Genomic DNA, 20,622 nt, shown 5'->3' on the forward strand with positions numbered 1-20,622 from the left:
TCGTTTCCTTGGGACTCTATTCTAGAGTTGCCTTATTTCATTTAGGCTGAACTCGAAAAGCTCTTTGAGCTTAAATCCCGCTTTTGGTCTAGTCAGTGCAATTATCGGAACATTTGATGCGATTGCAGTGCACATGTTCATATGATGTTGATTGAGATTCATCGCTTTTAGGTAGTTCTTTCGATAAGTATTGTTTTTTAATGGAATGAACTTCTCGATACCAGACAGAGGCGAGGAAATAATGTTCATTTCGTTGTGCGAACCAAGAATAAATATCGCTTTTAACTCAGCTGGCGACGATCTAAAGTTATTTGAAATAGGACATTCATATTTGTTAACGTTGTCTCGAACTCGCGAAAGACCAGACGTATCATAGCTCAAGTTTGTTGCGCTATCCTCCCATAATTTTATATTCGGATAGCTAGGTATAACATGAAGATCAGACCTTATTAAAGCTAAGTCGTCGGTTAAAACTTTAAACCCATTCTGATGATATATTGCGGCGAGTGTGGATTTCCCTATTCCAGATTGCCCCGCAAATATAACCGCTTTTCCGTCTACTTCAATAGCATTCCCGTGAATGATAAACTGACGACGCTGATAAAGTGCTGCGCCAATGCATGAACCAAGCAAAAAAATCTTTAGGTTGTCTACATTACTCTCGCTATCTGGATAATAGAGAATTTCAGTACCATTGCGAACTAGAAAGTAACCTACTCCTTGAATGCTAAGCCATAACTCGCTGTTCGATATCTTAATAAATTCGCGCTCTTCATTTGGTTTATCTATTCCATAAGTCGCGGTAATATCCTTTCGTATTTTTAGATCAATATTCTGAGTGTATGTATTGGGTAATAGCTTGCTTAATTTTATATCACTTTCAATACATAATCCAAATGCAAAATATTCGTGCACTGTATATCCCTTTAAAGTAAGTTATTTTTTCGAAAAAAACGAAAATATGGAGCAATAAAACAGATCTGCTTTGCTGTCTCAAAGGTTAGCTTTCTTTCTTTCAAAATTCGTTCGCTGTCGCAATAGTTATTCAAAAGTGCTTCATCTCTCAATACCTTGTATGCTCTATCGCACAGCTCATCTTTCGAAATCAAAGGAGGCCTAACAATATCCGACTTTTTATGCCATAAAATATCATTAGTGACGTACCCCTCGATCGCTTTTCTAAAATGATATCTATTGACCTGCCCGTTAACAATCAGGTGATTTGGCATATTGTAAGCTTGATGAACTAAATCCAAATCAAGAAGTGGAAAGCGTGCTTCCATTCCGTAAAAACGAGCACTAAGTTCAGTATAAAATAGTCTTTGTTCCAAGTCATTTCTTCGTAACTTACGCTCGTGCAAGCCTTTTAGTGTTTTTTGGTGATGAAATGAAAGTTGGAGTGTTAACTTTTTTCGTATGTCATATTTATTATAAAGACTTTTTTTAATAAGGCGATATTTTGCTTCTTTTCGTAAGTGACTCGGTATTGTAGATCCTCTGTAACTTGAATACTGATAGAAAAGAGTAGGAAATTGGTGTTGAAATATTAAGAGTAGATAGTTTTTTACTAAAGGTCGATTGGAGCTGCGTAAATGCTTATTAATTGCACTAAAATCCCTTTTTTGAAATAAGTCGGACAGAAAATTAAATCCCTGAGATGATGCGCAGTGATCACCGCCAAAGCCACTAAGTAAAATTCGTATGCCTTTCTCTTTCATCAGTTTCTTTCGAAGTAGAAAGGATTCTGGGATCGCATATGTGCCCCCTAAGCACTTAACGAAGCGATCAAGTTCTTCTTTACCTGCAAAGACGCTTTTTTCTGTCCAAACTGGATTAAGGTTGGTGTGGAGTTTTAGAAAGTTGAGTATTGGATTGTGGGCCTTTTGCCACTCTTCGCGATTGGCATCATTGGGACGCTGACATAGATGACTAAATGTATAGATTACTTTGTTTGTAAAGGCTGTGGCCGCTATTCCTACTATTCCAGTTGAGTCAAGCCCTTCACTTAACTCTGCTCCGATTTGTTGATCTGTTTTCAATCGCGATATAACAGCGGATTTGAGTGACTTTCTATATCGATCTAGAATATCCTGATCGTTACCATTTACTAAAGAATCAGAGAAATTCCAGTATGGTTTTACAGTAATAGGTTCACCAAATTTTGCTACTGCGAAGTGAGAAGGAGGAAGCTTTTCTATTTCTTTGTATAAGGAAGAAGTAGGGTGGTGGTAATTTATACAGATATTGTTAATTAGGTGCTCTTCATCTACTGAGGGCTCTATCCAGCCTGACGATAAAAATGCGGCGGGTTCATTTGACACCATAACGCCGTATTTCCCTTCGCTGTACAAGGTAGAGCGTACTCCAAAGTGGTCCGTCGCGAAAAAGACGAGTTGACTTTTTAAATCAACTAGTACAAATGAGAACTCGCCTTTGAATCTATCTAGGCACTGTGTTCCCCATTTTTTATAAGCTAAATTTATTAAATCGCCATCGCTGATATTGGAACGAGCATTTAATACTTGCACCATCTCATTTCGGTTACTTAGTAAAGCATTCGAAGAAACTATAATATTTTTATCATTTGAATATTGGAGGTTATAATTTTCGAAAGGGTTGAGTGGGAGAGAGGCAAGGCCAATGGCAAATTCTCCAGAGCCACCTACATGATAACTTTTATATTTAGGCTCCCAATAGTTAGAGGCTGCTAACGTAGCATCAATTGTGCTTGATTCTATTTTTGTATTGGTTGATGAGATATAAAAAAAAGTATTCATGTTGTCTATTTTATGCTATATGTATGAACTGTTTTGATATTAACTTTAGTTAGTTTTAGTATTTCACACGTCTACATAGGATAAAAGGAAAAAATATGAGCGATATTGATGTTAATACACTGTTAAGTGAAGATAAAAACTCGAAAAAAAGTTTGGGAGATAAGCTCATTTGGGTTGCTCCGGTCTTAGAAGAGCTTGAGACTGATAAAACGAGATCTGGGGGCGGTACAGCTACTGAAACTCCGTTTAATCCCGGAGTGTCAAGCTAGAAGTCTATGAACAAAGTTGAGAAAATAGACTCTTCAGACCGGTGGATTAGGTGTGAGGGTGTTTTAGAGTCTGAATTAAATGACCAGCTGATACTTATGGATATCGAAAAAGGCTTTTATTTTGGACTGAGTGGAGTTTCAAAAGTGATATGGGACTGCCTAGAGAGCCCTTCATCTATCTATGATATTTGCTCTCGAATGACAACAATATATGATGTTGACCATGTTAAGTGTGAGAATGATGTCGAACGCTTTATAAAAAGTCTAGCGAATAGAAAACTGATTAGGGAAGAGCGTTAATAGTCAATGAACTTTAATATTTCTAAATCAGATCTGTCGCCTCTTGGTCTTGCTTTGCGGGTTATGGAGGCTACAGATGTCCCATTTTCTCTCGAGGTGTACAAATCGACACGACTTGAAGAAATGGCTCAGGCGGGATGGTCAAAACGTGACATTAATCAGTTTTTAGACCAACAAGCGCATGCGCAACATGCCCACTATACGAAGTATTATCATGATGCAAGCTATTATATATTGAGTAGTTCTGACGGAGAAGATATCGGTAGACTTTATGTATATGATAATGGTGTTGATATTCGAATTATGGATATCGCTTTATTGTCTAAATATCGTGGGCAGGGCATAGGTGGGCGACTCATATCCTATTTATTGGAACGCGCAAAAAAAGAAAGTAAAAAAGTTTCAATTCATGTAGAGCAAAATAATCCAGCTAAAAATCTTTATATCCGACTTGGGTTTTTGTTTAAAGAGCAGGTCAATGGAGTTTATCAGCTTTTTGAAAAAGACTGATAGTTAGTTTTAGTTAAGCTCTCTTTATTATTTGTTAAGTGTCGCACTTCGGACTTGAATTCAGGCTCAACATTAGAAAGGGAAACTTACGTCGAATAAAAGAGAGTTATCTCCACGCTGGACCAGTGGCTTTGCTTGCGCTTTCCTTAGTCTTGGGTGTTATGCTATTAAATTTTTTATGATTTGGATCTCCTCTCTCTATCAGGATAATGTCATTCATATATAGGTACTTTTGATACATGAATGACATTTGATCATGATCCCTTCAATCATGAGATATACATCTATTAGCTGAATTTGTTGCTAGTTTCGGGAGGGGTAAGTTCCTTCTGAGCAAATACAAAAGTTTACCGCTAGGTATGGTTGTCTGTTTTCATGTGGCTGTGAGCTACCGCTCGATTGTAATGTGCGGATATCCATCCTCGTATCTGGCGTGACAGACGCGTCGTTTATGAACTCTTTCGCTGAAATCTGATTGGCTAAAATTCTATCGGACGTAGGGGAGTCGGAGTCGCCGGGAGGTTGATATGCATAGACATCATGAGTGTGCTTCGGAAGTTCTTTTTCGAGAAGATGCATTGCTGACGCCCCTTCTCTTCGTCCTAATATGTGGGTATTAAGTCCTGGGCCAGTACTACTAAAGCCGCCAACATGAAGAGGCGCTCTTCCTGTGAGGTTAGGTAAGGCAAATGAAACTCGTCCGTCTCCACCGTAGTAGTCCCCTATTATCGAATATAAGGTTGTGTCTTGGTTGATAGCGATAAGGTTGCCTAAGCAGGCGTACCATCCGCGCGGAGCAAAGCTAAACCCCAATGCTCGTATTTCACCAATAAATGCTTCTGCCATAACAAGCTCCTTTTAATTTCTGCTTGGGTAAATGCCTTTTAAGGCAATAATGAAGTTAATGCTTTGATAAGGCATCATGTTTGGATGTGCTTCGCCATTACCTGCCGTGTCAACGACGCGACTATCAAACGCTGTATAGGGGTCGCCAAATTCATGATAGAACCCGAAAGGGGTTCCGCTGCTATCTGGCGATGCTGTCACGCTATTTGCAGGGGATGGAGAAGTTGGCGGGTTGGTAGACGCTTGCATAGGATGGTTGTGTGAAGGCATTTCACTAATGTTTAGTTCCACACTCTCTACTCCGTAACGTTGCCCATTTATTCTAGGTGTCAAGCTGGGGCCATGACCGCTGCCAACTGGAACCCGACCTCTCATTTCGGGCAGACCAAAAGTTGATCTACCATCGCCACCATGAGTAGAGCCAATAAGACTAAAAAGACTTGGATTTTCGTTGACGCCTAAAACGGCTCCGTTACAAAAAGCCCAATCGCGAGGAGCAAATGTGCCGGCAAACATTCTGATTTCACCTATAAAACCTTGTGCCATAATGTTGTCTCCTAGGTTTAGTTTCTTGAAGGATAAATACCATCTAGTGCAATACAAAACACTGTAACGGCACTGGGTTGCGTATTTGGATGTGCTTGCCCACCGCCTTCGTAGGAGCAAGATGTATCTGACATAGTGACTAAATTATTGGCGTTACTGTATAGATCGAAGTCCGTACCCGTATGGTCAGTTGCTTTCCCCATCATTCCATTGATGAGAGCTGGGTTTGTCGAAGGGTCATTGGATGCGTAGAAATCATGTGTATGTGATGGCATATTTAAAGGGGTTAATGTAACAAACTCTTGACCGCCTTTACTTCCCATCGAATAATCAGTTGCTACTCCTGTTGACGGTTCCACATAGTCTCCGGCGCCAATTGGAGTGCGGCCCCTGAGATCGGGTAAGTTATAAGTCGTCTGACCATTACCGCCATAAGTTGTGTGGATCAGTGAAAAGAGAGCGGCATTTTGCGAAATAAGCATTTCTTGCCCTTCGCATTTTGACCAGTTGACTGGAGGCCAGTCAAAACCAAACATTTTGATTTCTCCTATAAATGGATCTGACATGATTTTTTCCTATTAATTCTCAGTTTTGAATGATATTGATACGTTATAGTTAAAAATGTCTGCACTCGGCCCTCCCGGAACGATAAACAGGCTTACCTCGTTTAGTTCACTGTTCTCAAGAGTCCATTGACCTTGGTTAAGGTAATAGTCTTTTACAGGGGTAGTAAAAACCATGCTATAAGCGGAGAACCCTCCACCTATTTCTTTTAGTTCAGTCACTTCCGAAAGGGTCATTTCTTCGGGGGGCTTTTCATCATCTAACTTAACTGTGAAAGTTTGGTTGATCTGAGATTTAAACTGTTCGTGTGTGGGAAGTCCTTGCATTACTAGCCTCTTGCTTGAATGATCAATTAAAATTGTTCCATTGGTAAGCTTTCTGCCCTGCTTACACTTTTTAATACTGTAGTTCACTTTTTAAAGTGAGCCAAGATTTCAATTATCATTTTTTAAAAAAATATTTAAAATGATAATCAATATTAAATGGTGTTGACTTATTCTATTGGTAGCTGACTATGTACTTTAATAATTTATAGGTTTCTTCTCTTCTTGGTTACAATTAATTACATTTTTTCACTTAAAAAAAGTTAGATTTAAGGTTTTATTTTAAATGCATGATAAATAAGGTTTTTATTTTGTTTTTGTCAAAATTTTACCGTTTGAATATCATTCTTTATCGCTGTACCGAAAAACTCTTGTGATGATAAAGGTTAATATAAGTTTGAACTATGAATCTCGTATTGATTTATTCATTATTCAGTGTATTTCATTGTAGAAAGTACTTTTTTAATATTATTTTAAAATGTATGGTTTTCATAGAAACTTCCACTCAGATCTTAAGTTATAGTTATAGGTGGTTATTAATTGTGTGTAAATTACACCTTGTTACACTAAATGAAATTATCACTGTAGGCTTTGTTAAATTGAGGCCGTGCTGGAATACGATTAGGGGATTTGGCCTAGGAAACCTGCGAATAAGTCGGCAACATGAGACAATCTCACCGACTTAAGCCGACTAAGATTCCTAATCAACCATGAACCAACTCTCCTTCGCAGATACCGAATTCACCAGTAAACGCCGTAAAACCCGCAAAGAGCTTTTTCTGGGTCGAATGGGTGAGTTGATTCCATGGCAAAAACTCGAAGCTCAAATAGTGCCCTTTTACCCGAAAGCAGGTAACGGGCGACGTCCTTACCCGCTTGCGACCATGTTACGCATTCACTTTATGCAAAACTGGTACAACATGAGTGATCCCGCGATGGAAGATGCTCGGTATGAGATAACCTCTATGCGTTTATTTTCAGGATTGTCTTTAGAGGGTGCCATTCCTGATCACACAACCATCATGAACTTCCGCCATTTGCTTGAGAAGCATAAGATTGGTCGTAAGCTCTTTAAAGAAGTGAATAAATGGTTGTCTGATTCAGGAATCCATTTCAAGGAAGGAACCATCGTTGACGCGACGATTATTGAAGCTGCAAGCTCAACCAAAAATAAATCGAATGCGCGTGATCCTGAAATGCATCAAACCAAAAAGGGAAATCAATGGTTCTTTGGATTAAAAGCACATATTGGTGTCGATGCAAAACGAGGCTTAGTGCATAGCTTTACTACTACACCCGCCAATGATCGTGATCTAAACCAAATCCATGAGCTCATACATGGCGACGAGTCATTTGTGTCGGCCGACTCAGGCTACCGTGGTGTAGAAAAACGAGAGGAAACTAAAGGAAAGAAGCTGGATTGGTTGATTGCTGAAATGCCCAGTAAGATACGTGCTTGGAAGAAACGTCCTCGTATAAATAAGAACCCCATCCGAACAGAGTATTTAAAGGCCAGTATCAGAGCCAAAGTCGAGCACCCGTTTAGAATACTAAAATGCCAGTTTGGCTTCCGAAAAGTCGTCTACAAAGGCTTGTCGAAGAATGACAACAAGCTTGCCGTCTTGATACGATCTGCACGGGGTTAGTCCGTCTAGCGTCCCAAACAATGGGAGTAACAATCCCAAAATGGCGTTAAAAGCGCTCAAAATTTATGTTTATAGAGCGCAAATGCAAAACTTCAACGCTGAGCGACCAATAGACTGAGTTATTCGCAGGTTCCCTAGGGAAGGTGTGAACAAGTCCACTGATTTCAGTGTGTGGATAACGTTTCTTTATTCGAAGCAAGTGTCGCTGTCCAATATTGCGCATATTGGCAAGAAAGTTAACAAGAACTAAAGAGAGTTTCGCGTACGCTCGGCATAGTAAGAGCCATACGACCTAACTAATAAATTTAGTGGGGTTCATGTTCTCATTGCGTTTGGTGCCATTCGGTATATGGCTTTTTTGTTACAAGTTGTGACAAAAAATATTTTCTTTGGCTTTTCTGGGTGTATCCGTTTTATATCGAATCTTTTATGCTGTTTCGCTTAGGCATGCTTGGGTCACTAATGAGCATTAGAAGGGATGACGAGTAGAAATGATACGAAACGCAACACCGCAAGATGCAGCTAAGATCGCTGCTATTTATAATCACTATATTGTAAAAACATCGATTACGTTTGAAGAAGAGCCTGTTAGCATTATTGATATTGTCGAGCGTGTTCAGAAAGTTCAGGGTAAGGATTTACCTTGGCTGGTTGCTGAGGTCGATGGGGAGATCGCTGGCTATGCTTATGCTGCACATTGGCACAACCGCAGTGCCTATCGATTTTCAGTTGAAGCGTCTGTTTACTTGTCACCGTGTTATTCAGGAAAAGGGTTAGGGACAGCCTTATATCAAGCTTTGTTTGATGCTTTGAAGAAAACGGATGTGCACACTGTTATCGGGTGCTTAGCATTGCCGAATGAGGCGAGCGTTGCTTTACACAACAAGTTTGATATGAAGAAGATTGGTCATTTTGAACAGGTAGGGTTTAAATTCGGCCAATGGTGGGACGTTGGTTATTGGCAATTGACTTTGGATGACTGACCTTTTCATGATTGTTAGAGTGAGTCTCTTTTTAACTCGGCCTTGGAGAGCACGGTAGTCATCCAAGGGTTTCAGAGTGGTTTTTGTGTAACGTTTAATAAGGAAAAGGAATGTTAATAACACCAATTTATGCAAGTTTGTTGGCACTACTGTTTGTTTTTCTCTCGTTCAGGGTGATTAAGCTAAGACGTCAACAGAAAGTGGGTATCGGCGATGGCGAAGACGCACTGCTTAGACGCGCAATGCGTGTTCATAGCAATTGTGCGGAATACGTTCCAATTGGCCTTATTTTGTTGGGGTTATTGGAGTTTCAAGGCGTTGCTTCGTTGCTGCTTCACATTATTGGGCTTATGCTTTTATGTGGCAGGGTGATTCATGCGTTTGGAGTGAGCCAGTTAAACGAAAATCTAAAGTTTCGTGTTTCAGGAATGCTTCTGACGTTTTCAAGCATAACCTTGTCGGCCGTTATTCTACTTGGCTATACGTTAAAAAACGGACTATCTTAAAAGGAACGAATCCTTCTGTTGGAGTTCCTTAAGAAATGGCCAGCTTGTTTGCGTCGTTCTTAAAGCGCGGTGTCAGTGTTGTTACGCGTAAGCCACATTTTTTTGCAATGTCTCAGCCTGAACTTGAAAGCTTTCGTTTCAGGTTGAGGCCTTTTCATATTTCGGATGCCCGTCGTGTCGTGTCCCTTGTCAATACTCCTCTAATTGCCGATATGACGGCGAATATACCCTATCCTTATTCATTGCCGATGGCTGAGGATTGGATCAGTTCGCATCATCGAGCGTGGATTACGAGCGAATATGGCGTATTTGCAATAGAGCAAAAATCCGATGGCCAAATAATAGGAGCGTGCTCTTTAATGGATTTTGGTAAACCAGAAGCTGAAATAGGGTACTGGATTGGTACAGACTATTGGGGACGAGGCGTTGCGACGGAAGCGGTTCGCGAAGTGCTTAGGTTTGCGCGCGAAGAGCTTGGAGTGGTGCGTTTTCGCGCTCGCCATTTAATTGAAAACCCTGCATCTGGGCGCGTTCTGTCGAAGTTAGGTTTTAGGTATACAGCTGACTCATACGAGCAAATTGGGATAATGGCGGAACCGAAGTGGATGAAATTGTATCTGCTAGATAAATGACATTGTATTTGCTTTATAAACGCAGCTTTACTTGCTTGAAGAACTGTGAAAAATGTACAAAAAAAGCTGCCCGAAGGCAGCTGCATAGGGGAAGTCGGCGAGATTAGAATTGGTTCATTGTGTTATCTTTACCTGAAGCCTTCAGTGCTGCGTCGCCAGAGAAGTACTCTTTGTGGTCGTCGCCCATGTTTGATCCAGCCATTGCTTGGTGTTTTACACAAGCAATACCTTGGCGGATTTCTTGACGCTGTACTCCTTTCACATAACCTAGCATGCCTTGCTCTCCGAAGTATTCTTTTGCAAGATTGTCCGTAGACAATGCGGCTGTGTGGTACGTTGGCAATGTGATTAGGTGGTGGAAGATACCCGCTTCTTTTGCTGCATCAGCTTGGAAAGTACGGATGCGCTCATCTGCTTCTGCTGCTAGATCACTTGAATCGTATTCAACAGACATTAGGTTAGCACGATCATAAGCGGATAGGTCTTTACCTGCTTCGGACCAAGCATCAAATGTTTGCTGACGGAAGTTTAGTGTCCAGTTGAAAGATGGAGAGTTGTTGTAAACAAGCTTCGCATTTGGCACAACTTCACGAATACGGTTAACCATGCCTGCAATCTGCTGTACATGTGGTTTTTCTGTTTCGATCCAAAGTAGGTCAGCACCATTTTGTAGAGATGTGATGCAATCAAGTACTACGCGATCTTCGCCAGAACCTTTTTTGAATTGGAATAAGTTACTTGGCAAGCGCTTAGGTCGAACCAGTTTGCCTTTTTGATTAAGGAGTACATCGCCATTTTTCATGTTGCTTGCATCAACTTCTTCCACATCTAGGAAGCTGTTGTATTGGTCGCCTAGGTCGCCTTCTTTGGCTGTTACTGCGATCTGCTTAGTTAGGCCAGCACCCAATGAGTCAGTACGTGCAACGATAACGCCGTCTTCAACACCCAATTCTAGGAAAGCGTAACGAACCGCGCGGATTTTCGCTAAGAAATCTTCGTGCGGTACCGTTACTTTACCGTCTTGGTGGCCACATTGTTTTTCGTCAGATACTTGGTTCTCGATCTGGATACAGCAAGCACCCGCTTCGATCATTTGTTTCGCAAGAAGGTAAGTGGCTTCTTCGTTACCAAAACCTGCATCGATATCAGCAATGATAGGTACGATGTGAGTTTGGTAGTTGTCGACTTCAGCTTGTACTTTTTCTTCTGTAGCTTTGTCGCCAGCATCACGAGCTGCATCTAAGCTGCGGAATAATTCGCCTAATTCCCTAGCATCTGCTTGACGTAGGAAGGTGTATAGTTCTCCGATCAAACTTGATACTGAGGTTTTCTCATGCATAGATTGGTCTGGAAGAGGGCCAAATTCTGAGCGAAGCGCTGCGACCATCCATCCTGAAAGGTACAAATAACGTCGATCGGTAGAGTTAAAATGTTTCTTGATTGAAATCATTTTTTGTTGGCCGATAAAGCCATGCCAGCAACCTAGAGATTGAGTGTATTGGCTAGGGTCACTGTCATAGCGTTCCATGTCTGCTCGCATTATCTTCGCCGTATAACGAGCAATATCCAAGCCTGTTCGAAAGCGATTTTGCGCTTTCATTCTTGCTGCAAATTCTGGGTTGATTGCTTTCCATGTATCACCTTGGCTTGCGATCAAAGTTGCTGTGTCGTCGATATCTTTATTGTAATTAGACATGCTTAATTCCTCTTTCATAACAGTTTGAGTGGTTGCTTGAGTATGGTTAACAAATTCAGTTTGGCGATATATTTTTAATTCTTCAAATCTATGTTTGTTATTGTCTGTATATATTTTGTGAATGTGCTATTTGATGTTTTATACGGCATTATCGATTTAAGGGTTTTTTATGCCGTTTTTAAGCCTTTTATAGAATTTATATATTTATTTTATGAATGTATATATATCTTAAATTGTATAATTGGTACAACGGACGATGAAAATAATGATTGATAATGAAAGGGGCTGAAAGATGAATCGAATCCACCGTAATGGCTTAACAATAGCGAAACCTCTCTACGATTTGGTGAACAATGAGATACTTCCTGAAACAGGAGTCATGCCTGATGTTTTTTGGGATGGGTTTGAGTACGCAATAGAGACATTAGCACCCATAAACCGAGCGTTATTAGAAAAACGTGAAGCCATGCAAAAACAGCTAGATGAATATAATGTATCTAGGAATGGGGATGCCGATTCTTTTGGTGACTATGAGGGCTTTCTAAAACAAATTGGGTATATTGTCCCTGATGGGCCTGCGTTTCAAATTTCTACTCAAAATGTGGATGAAGAGATAGCCACTCAAGCGGCACCTCAACTTGTGGTGCCCGTAAAAAATGCTCGATTCGCTTTAAATGCGGTAAACGCGCGATGGGGAAGTTTATACGATGCCCTGTACGGAACAGATGCGATTCCAGAAGATGGCGGCGCAGAGACTACGTCTGAATATAACCCTATTCGAGGGCAGAAAGTGGTTGAGTTTGGCCGAGAGTTACTAGACCAAGCCGCGCCTCTTTTAATTGGAAGTCATGCTGATGTTGTTCAGTATGCCATGGTTGATGGTGAGTTGGTTGCGACACTTAAGAATGGTGATGCGGTTCAGTTAATGGATCCGAAGCAGTGTATTGGGTATAGGGGGAAAGTCGCCAGCCCTGAGACTGTTTTATTGGTTAACAATGCCCTGCATATCGAAATTCAAATTGATCGAGACGGAGTGATTGGTCGAATGGATTTAGCAGGTGTTCAAGATATTGTTCTTGAGGCTGCCGTTACGACCATTATGGATTGTGAAGACTCGGTAGCTGCGGTTGACGCAGAAGATAAAGTGGAAGTGTATCAAAATTGGTTGGGGTTAATGAAAGGCACCTTATCTGATCGCTTTGAAAAAGGTGGTAGGACTGTCACTCGTAGTATGAATCCAGATCGGGATTATTTGGATAAATTGGGTAATAAGTATAGCCTTCCCGGTCGAAGCCTTATGTTTATTCGAAATGTCGGTCACTTGATGACCACTCCGGCTATTTTAGATAAGGGCGGAAATGAGGTACCAGAAGGTATAATGGATGCCTTTATTACATCGTTAGCTGCTATTCATGATTTAAAAGGCAATACTTCTAGAAAGAACAGTCGAGCAGGCAGTATTAATATTGTGAAGCCTAAAATGCACGGCCCTGAAGAAGTGGCCTTTACGGTTACACTTTTTGAAACCGTTGAGAACGTGTTAGGTCTGGCTCCAAATACCCTAAAAGTCGGTATCATGGATGAAGAGCGTAGAACAACGGTAAATCTAAAAGAATGTATTCGCGCTGCGAAAGAGCGCGTCGTCTTTATTAATACGGGGTTCTTAGATCGGACGGGGGATGAAATTCATTCCTCAATGCATGCTGGAGCGTTTGTTCCTAAAACGGAAATGAAAAAACAAGCGTGGATACAAGCGTATGAAGACTGGAATGTCGACATTGGGCTTGAATGTGGTCTTCCAGGGAAGGCGCAAATAGGAAAGGGCATGTGGGCAATGCCAGATGAAATGGCAGCGATGCTTGAACAGAAAGGCTCACATCCTTTAGCTGGGGCGAATACCGCTTGGGTGCCATCACCAAATGGTGCAACGCTTCACGCTACTCATTACCACAACATTAATGTGGCAGAGCGTCAACGCGAGCTACGCAGTCGCAACCGAGCGAGTTTAAACGATATTCTCACTTTGCCGTTGCTTCCTAAAGAGCGTGTGTTAAGTGACGAAGAGGTCCAAGCGGAATTAGATAACAATACGCAAGGGATTTTGGGGTACGTAGTGCGCTGGATTGATCAAGGTATCGGATGCTCTAAAGTGCCAGATATCCATAATATCGGATTAATGGAAGATAGGGCGACGCTGAGGATATCGTCACAGCATATCGCGAACTGGTTGTTGCATGGCATATGCAGTGAGGAGCAGGTAATGGACTCGTTGAAACGAACGGCAAAAATTGTTGATCAACAAAATCAGAGTGATGCCAGCTATTCTGACATTGCGCCGAGTTATGACGGTATTGCTTTCAAGGCTGCTAGCGATCTTATTTTTAAAGGCGTTGCTCAGCCTTCTGGATACACTGAGCCCTTGCTTCACGCTTACCGTTTAGAGAAAAAAGCATGCTGAGTCTTGTTTGTTGGCTTAAGTCTACTTAATTCGAATGATTAAATCGTCAAGGGATTCGTGATACTCTAAACGCCAATTTTTAGTTGTATAGTGGTTTAGAGGTAAAAATGATGACATTCCAAAGAAAAACAAGGATGTTTGTTGGGGCGTTGGCTTTATCAGTCACAGCGACAGGGTGGTCGGCCGAGCGTCGAGTTGAGTCAGAGACAACTTTTATGGCGGAATACCAGACGGGGTCGGATATTGACTTTTGGTCAGTTGGGTTGGGTGTTCAACCAAACGATCAGCCTGGTAGCTTTGGTGGCATTTTTTACTCTAAAATGACGTTGAATGATGAGCAATCATTCGAGGGCACTAGTTTAGGCGAACGCGAAACGACAATTGACAGCTTTGGTGTTCGTGGGTTTAGCGTCAGTGGAACAGGGGATAGTCCCTATGGTGCTGATATGCGCATTGCTCTAAGTGAGACAAAAACTCAAGGGTATTCGCGCACGGGGGTTGAAATTGGTGCGAATTTCTATGGGCCGCTGGCAGGTCGTTTAACTTGGTTTTGTGGTGCTACTCTTCGCCCTGAGTTCTTATCGTTTGATTGGAATAGTGATGTAATTACCGAAATTGGTGTCAATGTTGGGGTAGATTACCGCCCAATTCCAGGTGTCGGTTTGTTCGCAAAGTATTACTACGAAAATATGCTGACAGACGACTTGGATTCCTGGAATTTAGGGAGTGGGGCGCTTATTGGGCTTAATCTCGTTTTATAAGTGTCACTTATTATTGAGATCTAGCTTATCTAATACTTTGATACGGATTTGTTGGTATGAGTCGCTTTCTTAGCACTATTTGATAGAGTTGCAGAGAGCGGCTTTGAAATGCACCAGCGCACAGTCTTAAGTAATAGGTCCACATGCGATAAAACCGTTCACTGTATTGATACTGGAGCCTCGGCCACGTACGGTTGAAGTTTTCGTTCCAAGCCATGAGGGTTTTTGCGTAGTCGGTGCCAAAGTTGTGCACGTCCTCAACAACGAAATAGGGCTCAACAGAGTCGGATATTTGAGTTAATGATGGAATCACACCATTTGGAAATATGTACTTATCTATCCATGGATCTGTGCCTCCTTGTGAGATATCGCTGCCGATAGTGTGCAGTACGAAAATACCATCGTCTTTCATTAATCGGTGGGCGTGCTTGAAGTAGGTGTCGTAGTTTTTAGGACCAACATGCTCGAACATGCCAATCGAAACCAGTTTGTCATACATGCCTTGTAGCTGCCTATAGTCTTCTAGCAAGATATCGACAGGGAGACCCTGGCAGCGTTTTTGAGCGAGTTTTTGCTGTTCTACCGAAATGGTGATGCCTGTCAGCTTTACACCATATTCTTTTGCCGCTAATTGCGCAAAACTTCCCCAGCCACAACCTATTTCAAGAACGCTTTCGCCTTCATTGAGCTGAGCCTTGTCGCAAACGAGCCGTAGCTTGTTGAGTTGTGCCTGGTGTAGGGTATTGGTGTCTTTCCAGTAGGCGCAAGAATAGGCCATGGTAGGATCAAGCATGGCTTCATACAGACTGTTTCCAACATCATAATGTTGCTCTCCAACCTGAAAGGCTCTTTTCTCGGATTGTCGGTTAAACAGTGTGGCGAGTAGCCAGTGTTTTGTTACGACCCATTTTCCACTTATTTGTTGGTCTAGCTTGGCGATAATAATACGCCTGATGAATTCTTCGATCTGCTGGCAATCCCACCACCCATCGACATACGCTTCACCCAGGCCGAGTGATCCGCGTTTTAGGGCGCGTGTATATAAGGCGGCGTTGTGAACTTGTATGTCCCACGGTTGAGGTCCATTTAATGTGACCCCCGCTTTTTCCAGAAGCGCAGAGAACCAGCTTTCTAATTCGGATGGAGGGCTTGAGCATCGCGAATCAAGTGAACGGTCAATGAGTTCAGTTTCTGATATTGATTCGTTTGGACTGTGCTTGCTAACGGTCGGCATTTTCACTTCCTCCTCATTCCAAATTACGATTATTTCATCGTACGGATGTAGAAAGAAAAACCTAGCTGAATGTCACTATCGCATTTATATATAAAATTAATAGCGATACCAGGAAGTAAGGATGTCGGTGAAAATTATAGCGAGGATGCCGCTAAGGTAAGTAAGGTGAATGACAAAAATAAAAAGCCTCAAATGAGGCTTTTTGAATTCTAATGATAACTCTTTAAGGGTTTGACTCTTAAAGGCTTTTTGCTTTTTCTGTAAGGCGCATTGCTTCGTCTGCTGCGTTAGCAAGCTCTTGACCTTTCTTCACGAAATGGCGCTTAAAGTAGCTAGAATGCTCATCATGTTCGTGGAAGTTATGTGGCGTCAATACCGCCGTTAGAACGGGCATTTCAGTTTCTAGCTGAACTTGCATCAGTGCGTTACAGACTGTTTGCGCGACAAAATCGTGACGATAAATGCCGCCATCAACAACCAGTGCGCTTGCTGCCACAGCGTCGTATTTTCCACTTTTGGCTAATAATTTAGCTTGAAGCGGGATCTCATACGCACCTGGTACAGGAACGACATCGATCATGTTTTCATCGTAGCCTCGTTCAAGCATTTCGGCTTTGAACCCATTCCAAGCTTCTAGGACAATGTCTGTATGCCAAGATGCGTGGATGAAAGCAACGCGTTTTGATTTTTGATTAAAAGTTTGGTTCGTCGAGCTCTGATTCATTTTGAATACCTATTACAACATTAGTGAATCAGGGCGAAGGTAGGGAACAACTAACACAGTACTAGGATATGCCGATCAATAAACAGGCACACTACTACTGCACTAGGAATCCATATAAATGGAGTCTTGCATACTACCCATTCTCTATCATCCGGACTATAACCGTCGGCTCTGGATTCACACCAGATCTGCTGACCTTTCGAATTTTCGAAAGCGCTCGCGGGCTTGAACTGTTAGTTCTTACCGCCGGTGGGGAGTTTCACCCCGCCCCGAGAACGAATGCAGTTATCTCACTGCACCTTGAATATAACGATTTTGCTCGCCAGCTGTCAAATACATCAATTAGATTTTTAGACCTTTTCAGAATCACTATACTCCCAAATACACCGTGCTTGCGTTCAATATTGAGCCGCGACACTTGCCTCGAATAAAGAAGCGTTATCGATACGCTGAAGCCAGTGGACTTGTTCACACCTTTATTAATGATAAAGAGCAAAATAAATATTGGATTTACTAGGCATTATGAGCGTAAGGAAGTAGTATTTATGGAACGTATCAATCTATTGAAGGTAAAGTGAAAGGATTCGGCCAAATGAGCAGATTATTTAAGTTTAGTATGTCCGTTCTGGTTGTTTCTATGTGCTCTGCTTCTAATGCAGAAGGCATATTGGCTTCATATGAATGCGACGGTGGTAAGTTGCAAGTTCAATTCCATGATGATTGGGCCGAGGCTCTTTGGTTAGGTAATTCGTACGAGCTTCATAAAGCGGTAAGTATAGGCGATATTGTTTATCTCGGAGAAGGCTTAAGTATTCGTGAAGATGCGACGCATCTTGAGCTAGAAGTCACGAATGAAGAGCGTATTCATTGTGTTAAAGCCGCGTCTTAAAACAAGGCTTTCTTAAGCTTTGTGATCTGTTTCCTCTTTTTTCGTTAATAACGTCACAGCTTAGCGACTTCTTTTCTGTCTTGAGTTTTCCTCACATTTCAGCCCACCATTTTCATGTCGGATAAACTCTGTTCCCGATACAATGATTGATAGATGATCTTTTCAAATGCATGGTTAATAAGTACTGAATGACAAAATTATTTGTAATGGGGATGGGCCCCGGTGATTTAGGATTGGTTGCACCCAATGCGACCAAAGCGCTGGATATCTGTACAGATTGGGTGGCGTATGGCTACTATCTTGAGTTGTTAGGCGAACTAAGCCAAGGCAAAACCTTCCACGATTTACCGCTAGGTGAAGAGATTGGCCGAGCTCGATTAGCTTTGACTCTGGCGGCAAAGGGGAAGCCCACTGCTCTTATTTCAAGCGGTGATATCGGCATTTATGCTATGGCGACGTTAGTATTTGAGTTGCTTGATCAACAGCTGCAAGGGAATGAAAACCACCCCGAGTGGTTAGATGTAGAGATCGAAGTAATCCCTGGAATATCAGCCATGCAGGCCGGTGCTAGCCGAGTAGGCGCATCACTCGGACACGATTTTTGTACTGTCTCGTTGAGTGATTTGCTGACTCCTTGGGAAACGATCGACAAACGTATTCACGCGGCAGGTGCGGGTGATTTCGTCATTTCATTTTATAACCCGGTTTCTAAAAAGCGAGACTGGCAACTTAATCACGCTCGCGATGTTTTGCTTCAATATCGCCCAGCGAATACACCTGTCATGATAGGGCGACAGCTGACTCGACCTGACGAAGAGATCACTATTACGACATTAGGTGAACTGGATGCCAACGCGGTGGATATGTTTACCATGGTGACCGTCGGGAACTCTGAATCAAAACACATCGTAAATAAAGACCAGCACTGGCTTTACACGCCACGAGGCTATTCAAAAAAGCTTTAGCAGAGTATCAAATTAGGCGTGATGACACGGTACTAATAAGTTGAGACCAAAGGGTTGAAGAGTAAGTGATATGAAAGTGTTTTTTATCGGTGCTGGTCCAGGTGATCCAGATTTAATGACGGTGAAGGCCGTCAAGACCATAGAGCAGTGCCCCATAATTATGTACGCTGGGTCGCTTATTCCTATGCAAGTTATTGACAGCGTTAAGGATAAAGCAGAAGCAATATACGATACAGCGTCTATGAATCTTGATGAAACAACTGCTGTCATTGAACAAGCGGCGAGAGAAGGTAAAAGCGTCGCGCGGTTGCAATCGGGTGACCCTGCACTTTACGGTGCAACAGGGGAACAGATGAGACGATTGGATGTCCTAAATATTGATTATGAAGTGATCCCTGGTGTGAGTGCCGTTGCAGCATCAGCTGCACTGCTAAAGAAAGAGTTAACGCTTTCTGGCGTATCACAAACTGTGATCATGACAAGATACGAGGGAAAAACCCCCTTTCCAGAACGAGAGCGTCTTCCTGCGTTGGCTCAAAGTGGCGCAACGTTAGCCATCCATCTGGGCATTACGCGCATTCATAAAATAGTGGATGAGCTTATTCCACATTATGGTGAAGATTGCCCCGTTGCGGTGTGTTATCGGACGAGCTGGCCTGATCAAGATTACGTTACAGGCACATTGAAGGACATTGTTCATAAAGTTCGTGAGAAAAAATTTACGCGCACGAGTCTGATTTTAGTAGGTCACGTATTAGATACTGAAGATTTTGCCGATTCTTACTTGTATGACAAGAGTCAGGCCCACATATATAGAAAGATTCACAAAAATAAGAGCGAAGGTTGATTATGCAACTGAATAAAATCCCAACTACAGTGGTCACAGGCTTTTTAGGCAGTGGTAAAACGACATTACTTTCCAGTGTATTAAAGCAGGCTGCTGGCAAACGAATCGCCGTTATTGTTAACGAGTTCGGTGAGTTAGACATTGACTCTGATCTGTTACGTAACTGCCCACTGGATTGTGACGACGATCAAGAAGCGCGCCGCAGTGAAGAAGGCTTCTATGAACTCGCAAATGGCTGTATTTGCTGTACGGTAGAAGAAGAGTTTCTGCCTGTTATGGAGCAGTTGGTTGCTCGTCGAGATGACATCGACCACATCTTAATTGAAACCAGCGGGTTGGCGTTGCCTAAACCATTAGTTCAAGCATTTAATTGGCCGGGCATTAAAGAGCATTGTACGGTCGATGCCGTGATTACGGTGGTAGATGGTCCCGCGGTCGCAGCAGGGCGTTTTGCTCATGATGAAGACAAAGTTCAAGCTCAACGTCTTGCTGATGAATCATTGGATCACGATCCTAGCCTTCGCGAGCTGTTAGAAGATCAGCTAAGCGCGGCCGATTTGGTGGTAGTGAGTAAAAATGACTTACTTGATGATGGCGAACGTGAGCGAGTAAAAGACGTCATTAAAAAAGAAGTGCCTGATCAGGTTAAAACGGCTTATATCGAAAATGGTGAGGCGTCTTTAGAGGCGTTGTTAGGCTTAGACAGCGCGACGGAGTCTCGTATAGAAGACATCCATAACCATCATGATCATCATCACGCGCACGGTCACGAACACGATCACGCTCATGACCACTTTGACTCATTTGTTTTGACCTTTGGTGAGGTTGACTCAGAGGTTTTAATTGAGACAATTGAAGATCTCGTTGAATCTCGTAATATTTTTCGAGTGAAGGGGTTTGCAGCCGTTAATGCGAAGCCAATGCGTAAGGTGATTCAAGTGGTGGGTAAGCGAGTTGATAAATACTTCGACCGTTTATGGGCGCCAGAAGAAATTCGTAAAACGCAACTTGTCTTTATTGGTAAAGGCATTGATAAAGACGACATCGAATTTGCGCTTAACAATGCGTTGAGTGCCTAGGGAAGACCTGAAGAGCGTGGGCTAAGCTCTCTTTAATTCTTTGTTAACTTTCTTGCCAATATGCTCA

Annotated in this window: 22 protein-coding genes and 1 riboswitch; of the genes, 13 read left to right on the forward strand and 9 right to left on the reverse strand. The window is 42.2% G+C overall.

The window, feature by feature from the left end; all coding sequences use genetic code 11:
• Positions 1-21 precede the first annotated feature (21 nt).
• A complete protein-coding gene (locus MARME_RS06330; RefSeq protein ID WP_013660432.1) occupies positions 22-915 on the reverse strand; it encodes an HPr serine kinase in 894 nt (297 codons plus the stop codon).
• Positions 916-926: 11 nt separating this feature from the next.
• Positions 927-2,777: an asparagine synthase-related protein gene (locus tag MARME_RS06335; RefSeq protein WP_013660433.1), complete on the reverse strand. Its 1,851-nt coding sequence runs from the start codon at positions 2,775-2,777 to the stop codon at positions 927-929.
• A gap of 95 nt (positions 2,778-2,872) precedes the next feature.
• On the opposite strand from MARME_RS06335, the gene MARME_RS22270 reads away from it, so the two are divergent.
• From MARME_RS22270 to MARME_RS06345, 3 genes are all read left to right on the forward strand, one after another.
• The gene (locus MARME_RS22270) at positions 2,873-3,046 is read left to right on the forward strand and encodes a hypothetical protein (protein WP_013660434.1); all 174 of its coding nucleotides are present in this window, start codon (positions 2,873-2,875) and stop codon (positions 3,044-3,046) included.
• Between the two features lie 96 nt (positions 3,047-3,142).
• Complete coding sequence (locus tag MARME_RS22845) at positions 3,143-3,346, forward strand: PqqD family protein (RefSeq protein ID WP_223295034.1); 204 nt, start codon at positions 3,143-3,145, stop codon at positions 3,344-3,346.
• Positions 3,347-3,352: 6 nt separating this feature from the next.
• On the forward strand, positions 3,353-3,856 hold the full coding sequence (locus MARME_RS06345; RefSeq protein WP_013660436.1) for a GNAT family N-acetyltransferase: 504 nt from the start codon (positions 3,353-3,355) through the stop codon (positions 3,854-3,856).
• Between the two features lie 303 nt (positions 3,857-4,159).
• Here MARME_RS06345 and MARME_RS06350 read toward each other — a convergent pair whose 3' ends face one another.
• Genes MARME_RS06350 through MARME_RS06365 form a run of 4 tightly spaced genes read right to left on the reverse strand, consistent with a single transcriptional unit; the run spans position 4,160 to position 6,138 of the window.
• Positions 4,160-4,702 carry a phage tail protein gene (locus MARME_RS06350; protein ID WP_013660438.1) on the reverse strand — a complete coding sequence of 181 codons (543 nt, stop codon included), beginning with the start codon at positions 4,700-4,702 and terminating at the stop codon, positions 4,160-4,162.
• 12 nt (positions 4,703-4,714) lie between these two features.
• Positions 4,715-5,248 carry a phage tail protein gene (locus MARME_RS06355; protein WP_013660439.1) on the reverse strand — a complete coding sequence of 178 codons (534 nt, stop codon included), beginning with the start codon at positions 5,246-5,248 and terminating at the stop codon, positions 4,715-4,717.
• A 17-nt stretch (positions 5,249-5,265) separates the two neighbouring features.
• On the reverse strand, positions 5,266-5,814 hold the full coding sequence (locus tag MARME_RS06360; RefSeq protein WP_013660440.1) for a phage tail protein: 549 nt from the start codon (positions 5,812-5,814) through the stop codon (positions 5,266-5,268).
• A gap of 12 nt (positions 5,815-5,826) precedes the next feature.
• Complete coding sequence (locus MARME_RS06365) at positions 5,827-6,138, reverse strand: DUF6916 family protein (protein WP_013660441.1); 312 nt, start codon at positions 6,136-6,138, stop codon at positions 5,827-5,829.
• Positions 6,139-6,845: 707 nt separating this feature from the next.
• Here MARME_RS06365 and MARME_RS06370 point away from each other — a divergent pair.
• The 4 genes from MARME_RS06370 to MARME_RS06385 all read left to right on the forward strand — a co-directional run bounded on the left by MARME_RS06370 (position 6,846) and on the right by MARME_RS06385 (position 9,902).
• Positions 6,846-7,781 (forward strand): IS5 family transposase, encoded by a 936-nt coding sequence (locus MARME_RS06370; protein WP_013660442.1) that lies wholly within the window; start codon positions 6,846-6,848, stop codon positions 7,779-7,781.
• A gap of 491 nt (positions 7,782-8,272) precedes the next feature.
• Complete coding sequence (locus tag MARME_RS06375) at positions 8,273-8,764, forward strand: arsinothricin resistance N-acetyltransferase ArsN1 family B (protein ID WP_013660443.1); 492 nt, start codon at positions 8,273-8,275, stop codon at positions 8,762-8,764.
• Positions 8,765-8,874: 110 nt separating this feature from the next.
• Positions 8,875-9,270: an MAPEG family protein gene (locus MARME_RS06380; protein WP_013660444.1), complete on the forward strand. Its 396-nt coding sequence runs from the start codon at positions 8,875-8,877 to the stop codon at positions 9,268-9,270.
• A gap of 35 nt (positions 9,271-9,305) precedes the next feature.
• The gene (locus MARME_RS06385; RefSeq protein WP_013660445.1) at positions 9,306-9,902 is read left to right on the forward strand and encodes a GNAT family N-acetyltransferase; all 597 of its coding nucleotides are present in this window, start codon (positions 9,306-9,308) and stop codon (positions 9,900-9,902) included.
• Positions 9,903-10,005: 103 nt separating this feature from the next.
• On the opposite strand, the gene MARME_RS06390 is transcribed toward MARME_RS06385, so the two are convergent.
• A complete protein-coding gene (locus MARME_RS06390) occupies positions 10,006-11,598 on the reverse strand; it encodes an isocitrate lyase (protein ID WP_013660446.1) in 1,593 nt (530 codons plus the stop codon).
• A 292-nt stretch (positions 11,599-11,890) separates the two neighbouring features.
• Here MARME_RS06390 and MARME_RS06395 point away from each other — a divergent pair, with 292 nt between their 5' ends.
• On the forward strand, positions 11,891-14,056 hold the full coding sequence (locus MARME_RS06395; protein WP_013660447.1) for a malate synthase G: 2,166 nt from the start codon (positions 11,891-11,893) through the stop codon (positions 14,054-14,056).
• A 107-nt stretch (positions 14,057-14,163) separates the two neighbouring features.
• Complete coding sequence (locus tag MARME_RS06400) at positions 14,164-14,817, forward strand: hypothetical protein (protein ID WP_013660448.1); 654 nt, start codon at positions 14,164-14,166, stop codon at positions 14,815-14,817.
• A gap of 25 nt (positions 14,818-14,842) precedes the next feature.
• Here MARME_RS06400 and cfa read toward each other — a convergent pair whose 3' ends face one another.
• Both cfa and MARME_RS06410 read right to left on the reverse strand, forming a co-directional pair.
• A complete protein-coding gene (cfa, locus tag MARME_RS06405; protein WP_013660449.1) occupies positions 14,843-16,051 on the reverse strand; it encodes a cyclopropane fatty acyl phospholipid synthase in 1,209 nt (402 codons plus the stop codon).
• Positions 16,052-16,289: 238 nt separating this feature from the next.
• Positions 16,290-16,775: a 6,7-dimethyl-8-ribityllumazine synthase gene (locus MARME_RS06410; protein ID WP_013660450.1), complete on the reverse strand. Its 486-nt coding sequence runs from the start codon at positions 16,773-16,775 to the stop codon at positions 16,290-16,292.
• Positions 16,776-16,910: 135 nt separating this feature from the next.
• Positions 16,911-17,056, reverse strand: a riboswitch (FMN riboswitch).
• Positions 17,057-17,367: 311 nt separating this feature from the next.
• Between MARME_RS06410 and MARME_RS06415 the strand changes: the two genes are divergently transcribed.
• The 4 genes from MARME_RS06415 (at position 17,368) to cobW (ending at position 20,555) form a co-directional block, all read left to right on the forward strand.
• Positions 17,368-17,664 (forward strand): hypothetical protein, encoded by a 297-nt coding sequence (locus MARME_RS06415; protein ID WP_013660451.1) that lies wholly within the window; start codon positions 17,368-17,370, stop codon positions 17,662-17,664.
• A gap of 188 nt (positions 17,665-17,852) precedes the next feature.
• Positions 17,853-18,629: a precorrin-3B C(17)-methyltransferase gene (cobJ, locus tag MARME_RS06420; RefSeq protein WP_013660452.1), complete on the forward strand. Its 777-nt coding sequence runs from the start codon at positions 17,853-17,855 to the stop codon at positions 18,627-18,629.
• Between the two features lie 70 nt (positions 18,630-18,699).
• On the forward strand, positions 18,700-19,476 hold the full coding sequence (gene cobM / locus MARME_RS06425; protein ID WP_013660453.1) for a precorrin-4 C(11)-methyltransferase: 777 nt from the start codon (positions 18,700-18,702) through the stop codon (positions 19,474-19,476).
• Between the two features lie 2 nt (positions 19,477-19,478).
• Positions 19,479-20,555 (forward strand): cobalamin biosynthesis protein CobW, encoded by a 1,077-nt coding sequence (cobW, locus tag MARME_RS06430; RefSeq protein ID WP_013660454.1) that lies wholly within the window; start codon positions 19,479-19,481, stop codon positions 20,553-20,555.
• Positions 20,556-20,622 lie beyond the last annotated feature (67 nt).

The sequence above is a fragment of the Marinomonas mediterranea MMB-1 genome (assembly GCF_000192865.1).
In the GTDB taxonomy this organism is placed as follows: domain Bacteria; phylum Pseudomonadota; class Gammaproteobacteria; order Pseudomonadales; family Marinomonadaceae; genus Marinomonas; species Marinomonas mediterranea.

What these genes read in the sequence shown, in the direction of transcription:
- MARME_RS06360 (WP_013660440.1), bottom strand. Translation starts at nt 5,814, where the DNA reads ATGTCAGATCCATTTATAGGAGAAATCAAAATGTTTGGTTTTGACTGG.
- MARME_RS06410 (WP_013660450.1), bottom strand. Translation starts at nt 16,775, where the DNA reads ATGAATCAGAGCTCGACGAACCAAACTTTTAATCAAAAATCAAAACGC.
- MARME_RS06415 (WP_013660451.1), top strand. Translation starts at nt 17,368, where the DNA reads ATGAGCAGATTATTTAAGTTTAGTATGTCCGTTCTGGTTGTTTCTATG.
- cfa (WP_013660449.1), bottom strand. Translation starts at nt 16,051, where the DNA reads ATGCCGACCGTTAGCAAGCACAGTCCAAACGAATCAATATCAGAAACT.
- MARME_RS06335 (WP_013660433.1), bottom strand. Translation starts at nt 2,777, where the DNA reads ATGAATACTTTTTTTTATATCTCATCAACCAATACAAAAATAGAATCA.
- MARME_RS06355 (WP_013660439.1), bottom strand. Translation starts at nt 5,248, where the DNA reads ATGGCACAAGGTTTTATAGGTGAAATCAGAATGTTTGCCGGCACATTT.
- MARME_RS06385 (WP_013660445.1), top strand. Translation starts at nt 9,306, where the DNA reads ATGGCCAGCTTGTTTGCGTCGTTCTTAAAGCGCGGTGTCAGTGTTGTT.
- MARME_RS06395 (WP_013660447.1), top strand. Translation starts at nt 11,891, where the DNA reads ATGAATCGAATCCACCGTAATGGCTTAACAATAGCGAAACCTCTCTAC.
- cobM (WP_013660453.1), top strand. Translation starts at nt 18,700, where the DNA reads ATGAAAGTGTTTTTTATCGGTGCTGGTCCAGGTGATCCAGATTTAATG.
- MARME_RS06380 (WP_013660444.1), top strand. Translation starts at nt 8,875, where the DNA reads ATGTTAATAACACCAATTTATGCAAGTTTGTTGGCACTACTGTTTGTT.
- MARME_RS06370 (WP_013660442.1), top strand. Translation starts at nt 6,846, where the DNA reads ATGAACCAACTCTCCTTCGCAGATACCGAATTCACCAGTAAACGCCGT.
- cobJ (WP_013660452.1), top strand. Translation starts at nt 17,853, where the DNA reads ATGACAAAATTATTTGTAATGGGGATGGGCCCCGGTGATTTAGGATTG.
- MARME_RS06375 (WP_013660443.1), top strand. Translation starts at nt 8,273, where the DNA reads ATGATACGAAACGCAACACCGCAAGATGCAGCTAAGATCGCTGCTATT.
- MARME_RS06400 (WP_013660448.1), top strand. Translation starts at nt 14,164, where the DNA reads ATGATGACATTCCAAAGAAAAACAAGGATGTTTGTTGGGGCGTTGGCT.
- MARME_RS06345 (WP_013660436.1), top strand. Translation starts at nt 3,353, where the DNA reads ATGAACTTTAATATTTCTAAATCAGATCTGTCGCCTCTTGGTCTTGCT.
- MARME_RS22845 (WP_223295034.1), top strand. Translation starts at nt 3,143, where the DNA reads ATGGATATCGAAAAAGGCTTTTATTTTGGACTGAGTGGAGTTTCAAAA.
- MARME_RS06365 (WP_013660441.1), bottom strand. Translation starts at nt 6,138, where the DNA reads ATGCAAGGACTTCCCACACACGAACAGTTTAAATCTCAGATCAACCAA.
- MARME_RS06350 (WP_013660438.1), bottom strand. Translation starts at nt 4,702, where the DNA reads ATGGCAGAAGCATTTATTGGTGAAATACGAGCATTGGGGTTTAGCTTT.
- MARME_RS22270 (WP_013660434.1), top strand. Translation starts at nt 2,873, where the DNA reads ATGAGCGATATTGATGTTAATACACTGTTAAGTGAAGATAAAAACTCG.
- MARME_RS06390 (WP_013660446.1), bottom strand. Translation starts at nt 11,598, where the DNA reads ATGTCTAATTACAATAAAGATATCGACGACACAGCAACTTTGATCGCA.
- cobW (WP_013660454.1), top strand. Translation starts at nt 19,479, where the DNA reads ATGCAACTGAATAAAATCCCAACTACAGTGGTCACAGGCTTTTTAGGC.